This is a genomic window from Streptomyces javensis (assembly GCF_039525925.1).
Lineage (GTDB): Bacteria > Actinomycetota > Actinomycetes > Streptomycetales > Streptomycetaceae > Streptomyces > Streptomyces asiaticus.
In genome coordinates, this window is sequence record NZ_BAAAIF010000031.1 from 63,117 (window position 1) to 81,099 (window position 17,983).

14 protein-coding genes and 2 pseudogenes are annotated in these 17,983 nt (G+C 65.8%); 10 read left to right on the forward strand and 6 right to left on the reverse strand.

Annotation, left to right across the window (positions count from 1 at the left end):
• Positions 1-332 precede the first annotated feature (332 nt).
• Positions 333-902, reverse strand: coding sequence for a TetR/AcrR family transcriptional regulator (locus ABD329_RS25855; protein WP_198275323.1), 570 nt, complete (start codon positions 900-902; stop codon positions 333-335).
• Between the two features lie 229 nt (positions 903-1,131).
• On the opposite strand from ABD329_RS25855, the pseudogene ABD329_RS25860 reads away from it, so the two are divergent.
• A pseudogene (locus ABD329_RS25860) lies at positions 1,132-1,577 on the forward strand (integrase); the annotation flags it as partial.
• Between the two features lie 216 nt (positions 1,578-1,793).
• Here ABD329_RS25860 and ABD329_RS25865 read toward each other — a convergent pair.
• Both ABD329_RS25865 and ABD329_RS25870 read right to left on the reverse strand, forming a co-directional pair.
• On the reverse strand, positions 1,794-2,468 hold the full coding sequence (locus ABD329_RS25865; RefSeq protein WP_179285571.1) for a lytic polysaccharide monooxygenase auxiliary activity family 9 protein: 675 nt from the start codon (positions 2,466-2,468) through the stop codon (positions 1,794-1,796).
• Positions 2,469-2,538: 70 nt separating this feature from the next.
• Positions 2,539-3,177, reverse strand: a complete 639-nt coding sequence (locus tag ABD329_RS25870; protein WP_309142606.1) for an integrase core domain-containing protein — start codon at positions 3,175-3,177, stop codon at positions 2,539-2,541.
• Between the two features lie 126 nt (positions 3,178-3,303).
• On the opposite strand from ABD329_RS25870, the gene ABD329_RS25875 reads away from it, so the two are divergent.
• Positions 3,304-3,597, forward strand: coding sequence for a hypothetical protein (locus ABD329_RS25875; protein WP_198275324.1), 294 nt, complete (start codon positions 3,304-3,306; stop codon positions 3,595-3,597).
• Positions 3,598-4,431: 834 nt separating this feature from the next.
• On the opposite strand, the gene ABD329_RS25880 is transcribed toward ABD329_RS25875, so the two are convergent.
• Positions 4,432-5,742 carry a beta-propeller fold lactonase family protein gene (locus tag ABD329_RS25880; RefSeq protein ID WP_198275325.1) on the reverse strand — a complete coding sequence of 437 codons (1,311 nt, stop codon included), beginning with the start codon at positions 5,740-5,742 and terminating at the stop codon, positions 4,432-4,434.
• Positions 5,743-6,370: 628 nt separating this feature from the next.
• A complete protein-coding gene (locus ABD329_RS25885) occupies positions 6,371-6,760 on the reverse strand; it encodes a hypothetical protein (protein ID WP_198275326.1) in 390 nt (129 codons plus the stop codon).
• Positions 6,761-7,251: 491 nt separating this feature from the next.
• On the opposite strand from ABD329_RS25885, the gene ABD329_RS25890 reads away from it, so the two are divergent.
• The 7 genes from ABD329_RS25890 (at position 7,252) to ABD329_RS25920 (ending at position 16,336) form a co-directional block, all read left to right on the forward strand.
• Positions 7,252-8,340 carry an integrase core domain-containing protein gene (locus tag ABD329_RS25890; protein WP_198275327.1) on the forward strand — a complete coding sequence of 363 codons (1,089 nt, stop codon included), beginning with the start codon at positions 7,252-7,254 and terminating at the stop codon, positions 8,338-8,340.
• Between the two features lie 118 nt (positions 8,341-8,458).
• Positions 8,459-9,511: a site-specific integrase gene (locus ABD329_RS25895; protein WP_198275328.1), complete on the forward strand. Its 1,053-nt coding sequence runs from the start codon at positions 8,459-8,461 to the stop codon at positions 9,509-9,511.
• Positions 9,427-9,711: a tyrosine-type recombinase/integrase gene (locus tag ABD329_RS25900; RefSeq protein WP_309142607.1), complete on the forward strand. Its 285-nt coding sequence runs from the start codon at positions 9,427-9,429 to the stop codon at positions 9,709-9,711. The genes ABD329_RS25895 and ABD329_RS25900 overlap by 85 nt, the downstream gene beginning before the upstream one ends.
• 422 nt (positions 9,712-10,133) lie before the next feature.
• Entirely contained in the window at positions 10,134-10,484 is a 351-nt protein-coding gene (locus ABD329_RS25905) for an SseB family protein (RefSeq protein WP_198275330.1), read from the forward strand.
• Positions 10,471-11,025, forward strand: coding sequence for a hypothetical protein (locus ABD329_RS25910; protein ID WP_198275331.1), 555 nt, complete (start codon positions 10,471-10,473; stop codon positions 11,023-11,025). The genes ABD329_RS25905 and ABD329_RS25910 overlap by 14 nt, the downstream gene beginning before the upstream one ends.
• A complete protein-coding gene (locus ABD329_RS25915) occupies positions 11,022-15,566 on the forward strand; it encodes a putative T7SS-secreted protein (RefSeq protein ID WP_198275332.1) in 4,545 nt (1,514 codons plus the stop codon). Before ABD329_RS25910 ends, ABD329_RS25915 begins: the two co-directional genes overlap by 4 nt.
• Positions 15,567-15,577: 11 nt before the next feature.
• Positions 15,578-16,336 carry a hypothetical protein gene (locus tag ABD329_RS25920; RefSeq protein ID WP_198275333.1) on the forward strand — a complete coding sequence of 253 codons (759 nt, stop codon included), beginning with the start codon at positions 15,578-15,580 and terminating at the stop codon, positions 16,334-16,336.
• Positions 16,337-16,423: 87 nt separating this feature from the next.
• On the opposite strand, the pseudogene ABD329_RS25925 reads toward ABD329_RS25920, so the two are convergent.
• Positions 16,424-16,564 (reverse strand): annotated as a pseudogene (locus ABD329_RS25925) (IS701 family transposase); the annotation flags it as partial.
• A gap of 325 nt (positions 16,565-16,889) precedes the next feature.
• Here ABD329_RS25925 and ABD329_RS25930 point away from each other — a divergent pair.
• Positions 16,890-17,981: an integrase core domain-containing protein gene (locus tag ABD329_RS25930; RefSeq protein WP_198275334.1), complete on the forward strand. Its 1,092-nt coding sequence runs from the start codon at positions 16,890-16,892 to the stop codon at positions 17,979-17,981.
• Positions 17,982-17,983 lie beyond the last annotated feature (2 nt).

Sequence of the window (17,983 nt, forward strand, 5' to 3'; positions counted from 1 at the left end):
CTCACCCGAGCACGACGGCGAGCAGGGTGGGCGAGCTGCTGCGCTGGTGCATCACATCCGTCACTGCTCTGCTTGGCGAAGACCGAAGAGCTCCTGGTTCTCGGCCCGGTACAGGGCTCGCGGGCCGGGTGCTCCAGGAAGCGACGACCCGGGGCGGCGGGCTTGCCCGTGGTCTGCGCCGCCGAGGCCCCGAGGCCGACAGCGACGGTCGCCGCGACTGCGGTGGTGACAACGGCACCAGTGGTAACCGTGCGCCGGACGTTCGTTCTTGTCATTGCTTCCCTAACGATCTGTGAGCCCTGCCCACCCCCGGCGGGGGATGGGAGCAGCGGTCAGGCGGTGGACCAGGTACGGAGAAGACGGTCGAGGGAATCGATGGTCCAGGTCCACGACTCGCCGGGATCGGGGCTGCTGTGGGCGTAGGATCCGGCGAGCTCCAGGTCGGTGAAGCCATGGAGGACGGCCCCGAGCAGGCGGACCGCATGGGTCTGCTCGGGCTCGGGCAGGCCGTAGCCGCGCAGGACGGCCCGCATCATCTGCGAGTGCCGCACCGCGGCGCTGGAGGCCGCGGTCTGCGAGTCGAGATGGAAGCGGGCGGCTTGATACCGGCCCGGGTGCTGCCGGGCGTAGTCGCGGTACACGGCAGTGAGTGCGGCCAGGGCGTCCCTTCCGGAGCGCCCCGCCGCCGCGTCGGCGGCCCGGTCGGCCATCTCCTCCAGGGCAAGCAGGCAGATACGGGTCTTCAGATCCTGCGCGTTCGCCACATGGGCGTACAGACTCTGGACCTTCACGCCGACATGCCGGGCGAGGGCCGACGGGGTCACCTGGTCGAAGCCGACCTCGTCGGCCAGTTCGGCGCCGACCTGGGCCAGTCTGTCCAGGTTCAGTCCTGCTCGGGCCATGATGTGCTCCTCCGCCTCAGCGAAGGCCATCATGCAATTACCTGAAGCTTTCAGGCAAATCTGTTCCCGGCTCCACTTCCGTACCGCTGACGCCACCGGGCCGTCGACTCTGCAAGGTGCCGGTAATTCATCCACGCAGGTGAGAGCTTGATCAGAGGTCTTCGACTTTGGCCGACGCTCGTCACAGCGTCTTCACTTGTGCAAGGCCCCGGCGGCATCATGATCTGTCGTGCTACTGCGCCTGGCCTACCTCGCCGCGACCAACGCCCTGGCGTTCCTACGCCTCCTGCCGATGAGCGACAGAGACAAGGACGTCGAGATCCTCGTACTCCGGCACAACTGCTGGTCCTGCAACGCCAGGTCGGCAAGCCGACCTTCACCGACACTGACCGCGCCATCCTCGCCGGCCTGCTCCACCACCTCCCCAAAGACAGATTGCGGCGCCTTCTGCTGCTGGTCCGCCCCGACACAGTCTTGCGCTGGCATCGCGACCTGCTCAGGCGACGCCATGCCGCAACCTGCGCACCCAGGCGACGCGGACGCCCACGCACCATCCGCTCGATCCGCGCCCTGGTCCTGCGCCTGGCCAGAGAGAACGCCTCATGGGGATATCGCCGGATCCACGGCGAACTCGCAGCGCTGGGGATCAAGGTCGCCGCATCTACCGTCTGGGAGTCTCAATGGCCGTTGAGTGCTGGAGTCGTACGATGGGATGGTGGGGAGTCGGCCCGTGCGACTGCCGTGCGATCGGGCGCATTCACACCAGGAGCGAAGGGAGCCCCGGCGGGGCAGGGTGGCCAAATGGGTCCCCTGCCCCACCGGAGCTCGGCCAGCCGGGCGGCGGGTACCGGCGCCCGGCAGAGACCGGTGCCGTGTGCGGCGCTCCCCTGCTCAGCCGAAGTTCACGTCGCTGCACCACATGTAGGCCTGGTCGAGGTGCGAGGCCTGCCAGATCACGAACAGGATGTGGTGTCCGGTGTAGCCGGAGGTGCTGACGTTGAACGTGTAGTCCGTCGCCGGGCCGAAGCGGCCGGTCTGCGTGATGAAGTCGAGGTTGCCCCAGCCCAGGGTCTGGGTCTTGGGGTCGAAGCCCTGCTTGCTCACGTAGGCCGTGAAGTAGTCGGCACCGTGGGACGCCTGGTCGTGCACGTGAACCGAGAAGTTGTTGCCGACGGTGGTCGTCTTCCACTGCCCGGGCTTGTTCAGACTGGCGTTCCTCGAGAGGTTGTTGCTGCAGAGCGTCCCGTTGGGGGTCTGCGACTGGAACTGGCCACCGAGGCCGTCACGGAGTGCGCTCATCCAGTTCCACATGGTGTCGGGGTTGGCCTGGAAGGCCTGCCAACACATGGGGTCTTCGGTCTGCATGGCCGGGTTCATGTGGTCGTTACCCCACCTTTCCCAGCAGTGGTACGCGCGGGAGGCGGGGCCGACGACGGAGCCGTGAGCCTGGGCGGGGGCCGACCAGGTCAGTGCGCCGACAACCACGGCGAACAGCATGGCGAGCGCCTGGAGAGGCCGACGGAGGGCCGACCGGGAACGCCCGGTTAAAGGGCTCTGTTTGCGCATGTGGGGGGAACTCCTTCCAGTTGAAAGGCGCCATGGGAGCGCTCCCAACGTATGACTTCTGAGTGAAATGTCAATGAAACAAACGGAGTTGATTACAGGGGTGGGCGGCGATCAAGGAATCTTGAAGGGTGTCAATATTCCGATCAGGCTGCTGAGCTGGGTGTTTCCTGCGGACGGTAAGGCGGCCGGGGGGCGTCGGGTGGTAGTCGTTGAGCAGTCCGCCGAGTACCTGACGGCGCCTGACCGTGGCGGCGGGCAGGGGGATGACGTTCGGGTCGTCGTCTGGGGCACGTAGGTCCAGGCCGCGGTGGGCTCGTCCGGCGTTGTAGTGCTCGGCGTACTGGTCGAGGACCATCCGCAGGTGTCGTTCACCGGTGATGAGGAGTCGGTCGGTGCACTCGGTGCGGGCTGTGCGTATCCATCGTTCCGCGTAGGCGTTGGACCGTGGGCCTTGCGGCGGAGTAGGGATGACGGCAGTGCCGTTGCCGACGAAGACGGCCTCGAATGCCGCGGTGAACTTGCTGTCCCGGTCCCGGATGAGGAACCGGAAGCACCCGGCTCTGCCCTCGAGGTCCATGAGCAGATTGCGGGCGAGTTGCGTGACCCATGCACCGGTCGGGCGGGCGGTGACGCCCAGGACATGGACGCGCCGCGTGGCGATCTCCATGACGAAGAAGACGTAGAGACGTCTGAGGAAGACGGTCTCCACATGGCCTTGCCGGAAACCTCATCCGTCCTGGTGGGAGCCGGTGCATCGTGCTTCCCGAAATCTGGCCACCGTCACGTGAGTTGGCGCTCTCGCGCAGCTGTCGTCAGCGCGTCATGATGATCGATCGTGCTGCCGCGACTGGCTTACCTGGGTGTGTCGAACGCGTTCGCGATGCTTCGCCTGCTGCCGATGCCCGACCGGGACAAGGACGCCGAGATCCTCGCCCTGCGCCACCAGATCACCGTGCTGGAACGCCAACTCGGCAAGGACAAGGTTCGGTTCACGCCGAGCGATCGAGCATTCCTGGCGGCGCTGCTGCACCGGCTGCCACTGCACGTCCTGCGAAGATTACGGCTGCTTGTACGCCCCGACACGGTGCTGCGTTGGCACCGCACCCTCATCGCGCGCCGCCATGCCTGAAGGGTGTCAATATTCCATTGAGGCTGCTGAGCTGGGCGTTTCCTGTGGATGGTGAGGCGGCCGGGGCGCCGTGGTGTGGTACGCGCTGAGCAGTCCGCCAAGTACCTGGCGACGCCTGACCGCGGCAGCGGGCAGGGGGATGACCTTCGAGTCGTCGTCGGGGACTCGAAGGCCATGGCTTCGGTGGGCCCGTCCCGTGTTGTCGTGCTCCGCATACTGGTTGAGGACCGTACGCAGGTGGCGTTCACCGGTGATCAGGAGTCGGTCGGTGCACTCTGCGCGGGTTGAGAGCCTCGGCCGCTCTACCTTCCGACGCAGCACAGCGACCTCATGCCGAAGCACGAGGATCCCGGCATTGTTCGCGGCGGTCGATCGGCCCAGCAAAAGAAAGCAGCCCAGCAGCCGACAGAAAACCAGGTACCGGCATCGCCAACGCCAGACCGCTCCCCCTTGCCCCTGCCGATCGACGAGCCGGACACAATAGCCCGCCTCAACATACATCGGCACGATCTCTTCGGAGGCATCCTCCACGCATACCGACATGCAACGTGACCTGCACGGATGAGATTTCCGGCAAGGGCACACCCGCCTACGAAAAGTCTCACGCTGTGGACGGCCGCCAGGCTTCGACGACGAGCGCTACGCCAAAGCCGTCACCACCCGCTACAACAAGCGCGGTCACCTCTTCCTCGGCACCGTCACCGCCGCAGCACTCGGTACCCGGCTCCGAACCTGACCGCCCGGGGCACGTCCCATGCGCCGCCGCCCGGCCTCGATCCGCACGGTGTGCGGCATATTCAGCGGGTTGAGTTCCAGCGGGGGTGTCCGGCCTGGTCAGCCGACGAATTCGACCATGACAGTCGCCGTGCCGAGCACATGCCGGGCGTCGCCCGCGTAGGTGACCGTGTACTGGGGATAGGTGTTCCAGTCAGGCGGGGTGTCACTGAAGCTGAAGGTGCCGTCCCGTCCGACCTTCGCATCCGGCAGCTCCACGCCGTCGCGTGTCACCGTGACCGCTCTGTGCTCAGGAAAGGGGACCAGCGAGGTCAGTTTCCCCGTCACGGTGACCGGTGTGCCGACGGGGTTCGTCGGCGGGGCGGACAGATTGATCGTGCTGGATGCCTTGGCGACATCGGTGACGATGTCGAGAACGACCTCGTGCGAGTAGGGGAAGCGGGTGGTGAACAGCCTGTTGCCGTCGGGCGCCCAGGCCACGCCTCGGTCGAGCAGATCCGCGTACCCCGGCGACAACGCGACCGTGCGGTATGCCGTGGTCTCTCCCGGGCGGTAGACGTAGGCGTCCCACTGCCCTCCCGCCACGATCCCCGCGGCGACCGTGCCGTGGGAGTCGACAGCGACGGAGTTGGGGTAGGGGCCGGTGTCGTACTGGGCCTCCTGCGTCAGGTCCGACAGGCGCCAGCGCTGGTGGTAGTAGTTGGAGCCGATCGCGGTGATCACACTGCTGCCATCCGGCGTCACCACCATATCCTCGACAGCGCCGAGCGCGTCGCTGTAAGCGGTCTCCCGAAGCGTGCCAGAGCCCACGTCGTACACACGCATGCCCTGCGCGCTCTGGCTCTCCGCGGCCACGAGCCGGTCCGGCGCACCCGGCGACGAGGCGAGTCGCGGCTTGAAATACCAGACGGGGTTGTCGTCCAGGCGGACGGTCGGGGTCGCCTCGGCGATGGCGATCGATCCGATGCCGGCGTCGAAGATGGTGGCCTGGTAGCCGAAGAACAGCCGGTCGCCGGCGAGGGCGAGGCTCTCCGGTTCGGTGTCGGCCCCGGTTGAGATGCGCCGCGTCTCGGCCAAGGTCGTGGTGTCGATGACGGAGATCGCGTCAGCGTCCGGGAGCGCAACGTACAGGGTGGACTCGTCGGCGGACTCGGCCATGCCCCGCGCCCCGTCCAGACCTTCCACCTTCTTCACGACCTGCCCGTCGTGGTCGGTGGCCAGCACCGCGTCGTCTTCGGGCGCGCTGACGTACACATGGCGGCTGTCGGCGAGGGTCTGCCAGTGGGACCGCACCGGCAGAACGGTGCCGCCCCGGGTCTGTGCCGCTGCCGTGCCGGGGGCACCGAGCAGATTGAACGACGCGGCCGCCAGGACCAGAGCGACACCTGCCGCACGTCTTCGTATACGCATGTAGGAACTCCTTCGAGAACGGATCCGGCCGCATGGTCACGGTCGGCGGAGCAACTGTAGTGACCTGCAATGACATTGGCCCCGCAGAATGATCGCGTTGCGGAGCGGACGTCAGGGCACGGACTCGCTGCGGCCTTCGTGATCTGACTTCGCATCTGATCGACCGGACAAGTCCTAGTCCCGTCGGCGGCGGCTGAAAAGTGGTTCAGTCTCACTTGCCGGTCGCTGATTTGGGGGTTCGCTAGGCGATCAGGGCGAATGGAGTATGCGTCGCCGCAAGAGGTCGAAGTTGGCCCGGCTGTACATCTGCCTCTTCAACAGATTCATTCTCATAACGCTACTCTCCACGGCCCATGAAGTGTGGGTGGTGTCCAGAGTTGAGAGGATGGTGGCCCAGTCAGGGCGCATGCCACGGCCGAGGGCCCGCAGTTCGTGTGGTCCGTCGAGCCGGACATCGGCAAACCAGACCTCGAAGGCCAGGTGCTCGTTGCGCGGATCGTGCAGGAGCCCGTGAGGTGCTCGGGGCAACCACGGCGTGGCGAGTGAAAACAAGGTCGCGAGCCACGGGAAGAGGGGGCAGGTCATTAATCTGCCCCCACTCGCGATTTCCCGCGCCCACCTGCGGAGACTATTCGCCAGCCGCGAATCGCCAATCCCACAGAGGTTCCCTCCGAAACCGCGCTAGAGCCTCTCTGTATTCGATGAGTTCACCGTAATTCGTATCCAGCATTCCTGACAGCCCATCGATCACTTCACCCAGAAGATCACGAATGCAAGATACTCCGGAATATTCAAGTGTGATCGCCTGGAACTCGCCGATCTTCTGACGAATCTCACCCACTTCTTCTTCATCGAACTCATCGAGGACGTCGCCGGATGCGTCTACGCCGAATCTACATTCTCCTCGATCCAGCCGATCGAAGGTTTCACCTTCACTGTAGGCGCCAACCTGCTGCAGGCGGGCCAGGATGCGCTGATGATCCCCTGGAGGACTGAGAAGAACGATAGTAGGCCGCATGGATCTTCCTGTCGTGACGGGCGCTTATGCCGAGTCTTGGACTATGGAGCCAAGACATCCAACAGATCATTCTTGTCTCGAGTGACCATAATGCCAGCTTGCTCAAGGCTCTTGATCACGCTTCCTCGCCCTTGCGGGAGGTAAACAATGACCGGATAGTCCGTCAGGCTCTGAGTCCTCAAAGCCTGCTTCAGCGCACCCTTACCCGAACCCGTCTTGAACCACGGCGTTCCTGGTCACGATGTCGAAATCCGTGAGCGCTTGCCCGTCTGCGCCCGGGTCCGGTCGGGGGTTGGCGCCATTTCCAGCGCTGCGGGTGCCGATAAATCATCCACGCAGGTCGGGAGCCTGATCACGGATCTTCGGTTCTCCTCGACATTCGCCCAAGTGCCTTCGCCCGCAAAGGGCCGGGGCTGTGCCGTTCAGGAATGCGTCGTTGCAGGTCGTAGGCGGTCTGGTGGGATCAGCGGGCGTGCTGGGACCATGTCCAGGTGATCGTGTCACTGGTGTATCAGGTCACACGGAAACTGCTCTCGGTTCCTGCGGTGTTGCTGCGTCGGCGGACGTCCAGAGATGCTGAATTGCTCGTGCTCCAGCACGAGAACGCGGTGCTGCGCAGGCAACTTGCGAGTCCGGTGCGGTATCAGTGGGCGGACCGGTTGTGGTTCGCGGCATTGTCCTCGCTGATACCCCGGCGTCGCTGGGCGCAAGTGTTCCCTGTTACGCCAGGGACGTTGCTCCGTTGGCATCGGCGTCTCGTTGCACGCAGGTGGGACTACAGCGAGTGCCGGACCAGGCCGGGCCGGCCGGCGACAGTGGAAGTTGTGAAGGAGTTGGTGCTGCGGCTGGCGCGGGAGAACCCGCGTTGGGGATGCCGCAGGATCCAGGGGGAACTCGCCCGGCTGGGCCACAGGATCGGCGCCTCCACCGTCTGGAAGATCTTGACGGCAGCTGGTGTCGATCCGGCTCCCCGCCGCGGCGGGCCGACATGGCGCGAGTTCCTGACATCCCAGGCCGAGGCCATCATCGCCTGCGACTTCCCGCACATCGACCTGGCAAGCCTTCGCCGGGTCTACGCGCTGGTCTTCCTTGAGCATGGCACGCGCCGCCTCCACATCGCCGGCGTCACCGCTCATCCGACTGCGCAGTGGACGGCCCAGCAGGCCCGCAACCTTGCTCTTGAGGTGGACGTGCGCCTCGAGTCGTTGCGCTTCTTGATCCGCGACCGGGACAGCAAGTACACAGAATCCTTCGACGCGGTCTTCGAAGCTGAGGGCATCGAAACCGTCAGGACCGCCCCGCGGGCCCCGTGGATGAACGCGCACTGCGAGAGAGTCATCGGGACACTGCGGCGTGAACTCCTCGATCACGTGCTGATCTGGAACGAGACCCACGCTCGCCACGTCCTCGATGTCTACGCCCGGCACTACAACGGCCATCGCCCCCATCAGGCTCGAGAGCAACGTCCGCCCCTTACCGACAGCCGGACCGCACCGTTGACCGACTCGAGCACTCCGCGACGACTGCTCCAGACTCGCGTCCTCGGCGGCCTGATCAACGAGTACAAACACGCGGCCTGACCTGCAGCGACAGATTTCTGAACGGCACACGCCCCGGTTACGCCATGATCAGCCATCTAACGCGCCAGGCGTCGGCACCTTCACGGTGGAGTTAACTCCCCCCACGGAGGTGAGCACGATGGCTTCTCAGTCTCCTGAACGCGGCCGGGTGTACCGGCGTTGCGGCTGCCGTCGCCCCGACGGCCGACAGTACGGCGCCCGCTGCCCCAAGCTCCACGATGGTTCAAGGCACGGCTCTTGGGCCTTCGCCGTCGACCTGCCCTCAGCCGACGACAAGCGCCATCCGCTCTGCCGTAGCGGATCCGCCACTCAGAAGGCCGCCGAGACAGCACTCGAGCGCGCTCTGGAATCCGAGCGCACCGGCCTGGACTGCAGCGAAGATCTCACCATCGCCACATATCTGGCGGAGTGGGTGCGACTCAAGGAAAAGGCGCTCAAGCCCACCACGTACGCCCGCTACCGCGACCACGTACACGCGGACCTCATCCCGTCCTTCGGCCGACTGCCCCTGACCGATCTGCGAGCCCGGCACATCACCGCCTGGAGTGAGGCCGAACTCGCCCGCGGACGCGGGCGCACCGCCGTCTACCGGATCGGAGCCACCTTCTCCAGCGCGCTCAGCCATGCTGTGCGCACACGTGTGATCGCGGCCAACCCGTGCCGATACGTTCTGCTGCCCCGTCCAGTCGCGCCGGAGCGGATCTGCTGGAATCCCGCGCAAGCCGCAGCGTTTCTGCGGCACAACCATGCTCACTACGGCGATCAGATGGCCGACCTGTTCGAGCTGCTGCTGGGCACCGGTATGCGGCGAGGTGAGTCCCTGGGGCTGCACTGGACAGACGTCCACCTCGCCGAGCGGATGCTGCTGGTGCGCTGGAGCCTGACGGCCGTGAACAACAACCACCTCTACCTCGACCACCCCAAAACCAAGGCCAGCCGGAACTGGGTGAGCCTGGCGCCGCGCGTGGTTGCCGCCCTCGAGCGCCAGGCGGCGCTCGCCCGGGCCGGCCAACCCAGGGGACGCCGCTGGAAGGGCTGGTCTTCTGCCGTCCGGACGGGTCGCCGCTGCGTCCGCAGGGGGTGCTGGTGGAGCTGCGGCGGCGCGCCGCCGAGCTCGGCCTGCCACGGATCGGCGTGCACGACCTGCGGCACACCGCCGCCACCATCATGATCAGCTCGCGGGTGCCACTAGCGGTGGTCTCCAAGACGCTGCGCCACTCGACACTGGCCACCACGGTCAACCTCTACGGCCACCTGCTCCCCCACGCCGCCCGCGACGCCGTCGCCGCCATCGGCACAGCCCTGGAACGCGCCGACCGGAAACACGCCACCGGCGATCCTGGCGGAGCGTCAGAACAGTGGGCGGCCTGAACCTTTCGTCCGCCCCGCGCCCGCTTGGGATTCTCTCTGCTGCGGTGCCCCTGGCCAGGGGCACCGTGGCGGTGGCACCTCAGCGTTCACCGGGTGTCATCACGTCGCCATCACGTGTCACACGAACGCAATCAGCGGGTCTGCCATTACTGGCAAACCCGCTGGTCACACCGTCGGGACGACAGGATTTGAACCTGCGACCCCTTGACCCCCAGCGGCAATTCGCCTCCTAACCCCAGTTTAAGACTCTCGCGGAGCTTTCGCGCCGTCAAGCTCCATACGAGGTCATACGCTGCAGTCGTCAACTGGCAACCCCGTGCGTCCCCGCTGGCGTGGACTCACAGGGAATGTGGGACGTGTGTGCGAGGATTCGCGGCGGGTGTTCATTCAGTGACGACCCGAGTGGGCCGGGGAGGGAAGAGTTGTCGTTACGTGATCTGATCCGTGACGAAATGGCCGCGTCGAGGCCTCGTTCGGAGCGGCTGGCGGCGATGCGGTTGGCGCGGCTGTATTTTCAGCGGCCGGATGAGCCGGGCTTCCTGGTCTCGGATACGGAGCACGGGCCGGTGGTGCCGGTTTTCACCTCCTTGGAACGGCTCGCGTTGTTCGCCGGGCCGTGCGGGTGGGCGTCGACCACCGTGGCGGATCTGGCGGAACTGCTGCCCGAGGGCGTGCGCGCGTTGGGGGACCCGCTGGGCCCACGGGCGTTCGTGCTGGATACCGAAGCGCTCCAGTCCACCGATGGTCAGGGGGAGCACGATGACGGAGCATGACGGGGGAGCATCGAGCTCCGGTGGACCGAAGCCGGGTGATGGCTACAAGATCGAGATCGCGTCGGTGCGTAAGGTACTGCAGCCGCTGGAGGAGTCCGTCGTCGCCGCCCGCAAGATCAAGGGCGACTGGAAGACTCTGGCCGAGACCATCCAGAACTCGGCCGACTTCGACATCTACGACTCGGCCGAGAAGATGCTCTCGTCCTGGGGTTTCGGCATGGGGCGCGTGGCCGAGCACACGAGCACTGTGGTCGAGACACTCCGGCAGGTCATCGCCGCCTACATCATGGCCGACCTGCTCCGCATCAAGGACTTCACGCCGACCGCGGACAACATGGCCAAGCTGCCCTTCGGAGAGGCGGGTCTGAAGGCGTGGCAGGCGGGGTCGCGGCCGAAGTTCGATCCGCCGCCTGAGATCTATCAGGAGCCGTGGCTCGACGACGGCGGGACCGGCGGCACCCAGGACGTGCCCACCAACCCCCGCAAGCGCTACGACGGCGGATGGGGAGTCGACGGCGGATCGAAGGGAACGATCGCATGACCCAGCGCGACGCCACAGAGGGCGGCACGACCGAGCGGATACCACCGAATGCCAAGCCATCAGAGGTTATCTACGGCAGCCCGTCGGATATCGAGGACCTGGCGGTCAAGCTGCGCGCATACGCCGGCGCGTTCAAGGACGGGCAGGACAAGCTGGACGTCCTGTCCCTGATGGACTGGACCGGGGCCGGTGCTGAGGGTTTCCAGGACGCGACCCGCAAGCTCCCCAGGGAACTGGAATCCGCCCAGACCTACTTCAAAGCAGCCGCGAACGCCCTGGACGACTACGCCGAAAAGCTGCGCTCGGTCCACAACCGCGTCAAGCCGATCATCGAGGACGCGGACGACGCCCGGGCCGCATCCAAGCGCTACTGGAACAAAGTCACCGACTACAACGCCGCCGTCGACCGGAAGGACGACCCGCTGCCGGAACGTCCACCGGAGAACGACCCGGGCCTGGCGGCACTGGAAGGCTGCTACAGCCGGCTGGACACGCTGGAGAGCGAGCTCCAACTCGTCATCGACGCGGCCAAACGCAAACTCGCCAAGGCTGCCAAGGAGGCCCCGGACAAGCCCCCGGCCCCCAAAGGCTGGGACAAGTTCAAACAGACCCTCGGGGACTACGCCGGCGGTACCGCCGACACCCTGACCGGCTGGTACGACGATTTTGATGACCTCGTCCACGACGGGCCCGATGGTGCCGGCCTGCGGCTGGCAAGCACCGTGGACGGCGTGGCCTACGCCGCCGAACACCCCAAGGAGTTCGCCAAGGCCGTCACCAACTGGGACGAATGGCAGCGCAACCCCGCCCGCGCCGCCGGCCAACTCACCCCCGACCTCCTCCTCGCCCTGGCCACCGGCGGCACCGGCGCCGCACGCCGCGGCGCCAACGCAGCCAAGAACGCCACACAACGCCTACTCAACCGCGAACGCGCACTCCGCCGCGACGGCAGCGCCCGCAAGCGCACCGACGCCGATCCGGACAAGAACAACACACCCAACGAGGAGCGACCCAAAACCGGTGAACCGATCGACGTGGCCACCGGTGAGATGGTCATGTCCGACACCGACGTCACCCTGCCCGGCGCCCTGCCGCTGATCCTGGAACGGCACTACGTCTCCGGGCACCCGTGCGGGGGCTGGTTCGGCCGCACCTGGGCCGGCACGCTCGACCAGCGTCTCGAAATCGACGACGCGGGCGTCGTCTACATCACCGACGACGGCATGCTCCTGACCTACCCGATACCGGAATCCGACGTACCGACCCTGCCAAGCTCCGGCCCCCGCTGGCCACTGTGCTGGGACGGCAAACCCGACGGCACCTTCACCATCACCATCCCGGAGCGCAACCGAACCCTCCACTTCGCCCCACTGCCAGGAGGCGGCCGAGAGCTGGCTCTGACGGCGATCACCGACCGGACCGGCGCAGGCGACCGCATCGACGTCACCTACAACCCACAAGGCGCCCCCACGGGAATCGTGCACTCCGGTGGCTATCACATCGCGGTCGACACCGATCCAAAACTGCTGCGGATCACGGCCCTGCGCCTGCTGCACGGCGAAGACCACGAGCACAGCACCACCCTGATCTCCTTCGGCTACAACACAGCCGGGGACCTGGCAGAAGTCATCAACTCCACCGGCAAGCCCCTCCGGTACCAGTACGACAAAGAACACCGCGTCACATCATGGACGGACCGCAACGGCACCTCCTATGCATACGTCTACGACCACAGAGGCCGCGTACTGCGCGGCATCGGACCGGACGGCATCCTCTCCGGCCGCCTGCACTACGACACGCATGCCCGGACCACGCGCTACACCGACTCACAGGGCAACACCACCACCTACGTCTGCAACGATGCCTACAAGGTCATCGCTGAGACCGACCCGCTGGGCAACACCACCCGCACCGAATGGGACGAAACCAACGGCCACCCCATCGCCGTGACCGACCCCCTTGGCCACACCACCCGCTACCGCTACGACGACCAGGGTCGACTGATCGCCGTCGAGCGCCCCGACGGCACCGTGACCGAAGCCGCTTACGACGGCCAAGGGCTACCTGTCGAGATTCGTGAGCCCGGCGGCTCAGTATGGCGTCACGTTTACGACGACCGCGGAGCTCGCACGGCCACCACCGATCCAACAGGTGCCACGACTCATTATGCATACGACGGGAATGGCCACCTCTCAGCGATCACCGACGCCCTGGGCCACACCACCCACGTCGCCACCAACGCTGCTGGCCTCCCAGTCGCCATCACCGACCCCCTGGGCCACACCACCCACTTCCGCCGAGGCCCCCACGGCCAGGTTACGGCCATCACCGACCCCCTAGGTCACACCACCCGCCACGGCTGGACCATCGAAGGCAAACCTGCCTGGCGCGAGAGTCCCGACGGCTACCGCGAAATATGGCAATGGGACACCGAAGGCAACCTCGCCCAGCACACCGACCAAGCTGGACACACCACCACCTACACCCACACCCACTTCGATCAGCCCGCCACCCGCACCGACCCCGACGGCGCCCACTACGCCTTCACCTACGACACCGAACTACGCCTCACCACCGTCACCAACTCCCAGGGCAGGCAGTGGCAGTACACGTACGACGCCGCAGGGCATCTGGTTACGGAGACCGACTTCAACGGTGCGACACACACCTACGAGCGCGATGCCGCGGGGCGCCTCACTGCCCGATCCAATGCTCTCGGCGAAACCCTGCGGTACACCCTCGATGCCGCCGGACGCATCATCGCGCAGAACGATGAGACCACCGGCGAGCAGACGACCTACACCTATGACGCAAACGGCGCCCTGGTCCATGCGGCAACACCAACCACGGAACTAACCCGGAAACACGATCAACTCGGGCGCGTCATCTCGGAGACAATCAACGGCCACACCACGGCCCACCGATACGACGCCCTGGGCCGACGCACTCTTCGCACCACCCCCACGGGGCTGACCTCCACCTGGTCCTGGGACGCAGCAAGCCGCCCGTCCACCCTCACCACCGCCGGCCACACCCTCACCTTCACGCACGACGCCGCCGGCCGTGAAACTCAACGCACCACAGGAAAAGTCGCCCTCACCCAAGGCTGGGACGTAGCGAATCGCCTTACGGCCCAAAGCCTCGCTGTCTCGCCTCATGACCTGCTCCAGCACCGCACCTACACCTACCGTCCTGACGGATACGTCACCCAAGTCCGCGAACTCACCACCGGGACACGCAACTTCACGGTCGACCCCATGGGACGAGTGACGGGAGTCCAGGCACACGGCTGGACGGAGAAGTACGCTTTCGACATAGCAGGCAACCAAACCCACGCCACCGCACCCGACCACGCCGCGGCGGGCGACCGAGTCTACGAAGGCACCATCATCCGCCGTGCGGGGCGCACCATCTACGAACACGACGCCGTCGGCCGCCTGGTCCGCCGCACCCGCAAGCTGCTCAACGGCCAGACGCGTACCTGGACGTACATCTGGAACGCCGAAAACCGCCTCACCAAGGTCACCACCCCGCAGGGCGACCGCTGGCAGTACACCTACGACCCCCTCGGCCGCCGCACCTCAAAACAGCTCCTCCAAAACGATGGCACGGTCACCGAGGCCATTCACTTCGCCTGGGACACTACTCGCCTGGTTGAACAAACCACTTCGGATGGAACAGCGACGACCTGGGACTACGCGCCCGGAACCGACCGCCCGATATCCCAATCCACCCACCAGGGACCTGCAGCCGCTCCGGATAACACCCACTCACCCCTTGCGTTCTCCGACACCCCCCAGTCCGAATACGACACCCGGTTCCACGCGATCATCACGGACATGGTCGGCACGCCCACCGAACTAGTCGCGCCCGACGGCGCGCTTGTTTGGCAACTCCGCACCACCGTCTGGGGCACACCTCTGCCCGCACCACGAAACGACCTGGAGTGCCCACTCCGTTTCCCCGGCCAGTACGCAGACCCGGAAACCGGCCTAAGCTACAACCACTTCCGCTACTACGACCCGGAAACCGCCCGCTACATCACCCAGGATCCCCTCGGTCTCAAACCGGCATCCAATCCCGGCGCCTACGTGCACAACCCGTACACGTGGAGCGACCCGCTCGGCCTCGCACCCAAGTGCCCTGTAGCGAAGGCCAAGGCTGCCGTGGACAAGATCATCGAGCGCGCCCAAGAGGGCAAGCTGAGAAAGTCCACCAACTACCATCCACATTTCGACAACGACGAACGAGTCTTGGAGATCCTGAAGAACCCGGACGCGGTATACCTATCCGAAGGAAGCCGCGGAAATCTCATTTTCAGGCAAGGCGATGACATCGTGGTCACAAAGGGGGCAGGTGCTGGCGCAGGCGATGTCATCACCGGCTACGGCCCATCCGGGGTCAAGGGCGAATCCGGAGCCGAAGCGCTGGGCGGATCACCTACCGATCCCGGACACCCGGTAACCCATGACGACATCGTGAACGGTAAAATCCCAGACACCAGGGGTGGCCACATGGCGCCCGCCAAGCAGATCCGATGAGGGCGACATTCATGGTGAGGTTCTCGGTCGGCGACACCGTGAATGCTGAAACCACGCGGAACCCGCTGACATTTACTCCGCGATTCGATTTCATTGATCTTCAGGTGATCGTCGCATCGTATACGGACCCGAACGAGCGCGAGCAGCATCTGGCCCACACCTTCGGCAGCATGCAGTGGCTGTGGTCGGAGAATGACGAGTTCCGGTTCGACCAGGGCAGCCGGGAGCTGTCCCACGCCACGTTCTACGTGCCCCGGGAATCCGCTCCCTCCCCCCTCTGCCACAACGCGCCCCACATGCCACAGAGACTGCCCGGCGGGCTGCGTACGGACACCACGCAGAACTTCGCCCTCCCCCAGGCAACGATCTTCTGCTGCGACCCTGAAGCGTCCGAGTTGCGGTGCTACCGGGACCTCAGTGCTCTCGACGGAGAGCCGGACGCCCTGATCGGCATCGCCCCCGACGTGAGCCTCCTCGTCAAGGAAGGAGAGGTAGCCGGCTGGAGCCTCACCGATCCCGCGCGGTATCTGACAGATGGTTTCGCAGACCCTGAGGCCACGCCGCCCTCTCAAACCACCCGGCTCCGGCTGGCCGAGTGTCTCAACCTGGTCACCGCGCCGCTCATCGACGAGGTCATGGACCAGGACGCAGACACCTGGCGCAGGCTCCGGGCAATCGAGCACGCCCTACACGACCAACAGGACGACCGGAACCGCGCGACCATCATGCACCGGGTCATCAGTCGTCTGATCGAGGACTACGATTCCTAGTAGGACTCCGTTAGGTCTGTCTTGATCTTGGTGTGGTTCTGCTGGGCAGGGGTTGGTGGCAGGTGGTGCAGGTGCCGGTCCAGCAGTTCAGCAGGCCCTGGAGGGCGTCGAGGGTCTGGTAGAGGGTGAGGCCGGTGTGTCGGCTTTTGGGGCCAGTCGCTGTTCGGTGAGGAAGGCGTGGGCGGCGGTGACCAGGGTGGCGTGGTGGTGCCAGCCGGTCCAGGAGCGTGTCCCGCTCGGAAACACGATTCTGGACGTGACCTGCAAGCTTTTCCGCCGGAACCCTGTGCCGTTCGGAAACTCATCCCTCCTGCTCGCGGGTGGTCTGGCGCGCCATCACCGTCTGCTGGAACCCTGTCCGGTGATCGTTTCGCTCGTATACCAGATGACTCGGAAGCTGCTCAGGGTCCCGGCGGTGCTGCTACGCCGGGACATTGCGGGTGCCGGTAAATCATCCACGCAGGTGAGAGCTTGATCAGAGATCTTCGACTTTGGCCGATGCTCACCCCGGCGTCTTCACCTGCACAAGGCCCCGACGGCATCATGATCTGTCGTGCTGCTGCGCCTGGCCTACCTCGCCGTGACCAACACCTTCACTCTCCTGCGCCTGCTACTGAGGAGCGAGCGGGGCAAAGACATTGAGATCCTCGCGCTGCGGCACCAGCTGCTGGTCCTGCAGCGCCAGGTCGGCAAGCCCGTGTTCACCGACACCGACCGCGCAGTCCTCGCCGGTTTGCTCCACCACCTCCCGATCGACAAGCTGCGCCAACTCTTGCTGCTGGTGCGCCCCGACACCATCCTGCGCTGGCACCGCGACCTGCTCAAACGCCGCCACGCTGCGCACTGCGCACCCCGGCGGCGCGGACGACCGCCCACCGTCCGATCGATCCGCGCCCTGGTCCTGCGCTTGGCCCGCGAGAACAGCTCCTGGGGGTATCGGCGCATCCACGGTGAGCTCGCCACGCTGGGCGTCAAGGTCGCCGCCTCCACCGTCTGGGAGATCCTCCGCGAGCACGGCATCCCGCCTGCCCCCGAACGCGGGAGCACGACCTGGGCCGACTTCCTGCGTAGCCAGGCGGACGCGCTGCTCGCCTGCGACTTCTTCGAGACCCGCACCCTGACCGGGGCGCGGGTGTACGTCTTCGCCGTGATCGAGCACGCCACCCGGAGGATCCGGATCCTGGGCGCAACCGCACACCCCACCGCGGACTGGGTGGTACAGCTCGGACGCAACCTCGCCATGGACCTGGAGGACGCGGGCAGCAAGGCCAGGTTCTTGATCCGCGACCGGGACTCGAGGTTCACGCAGGCCTTCGACGCGGTGCTGGCCGATGCCGGGCTGCAGGTCGTCCTCAGCGGCAACCGGATGCCCCGGATGAACTCCATCATGGAACGGTGGATCCAGACCTGTCGGCGCGAGCTGCTGGACCACACCTTGATCTGGAACCAGCGCCACCTCCTCCACGCCCTACGCGATTTCGAGTCCTTCTACAACAGGCACCGGCCTCATCGGGCCCTGGGCCAAGCCGCCCCGCTCCGCTCCCTGCCCGAACCGATCACCGCACCAGGACAGATCACACACCTGAAGATCCGCCGACGAGATCGACTCGGCGGCACCCTCCACGAGTACCACCACGCCGCTTGACC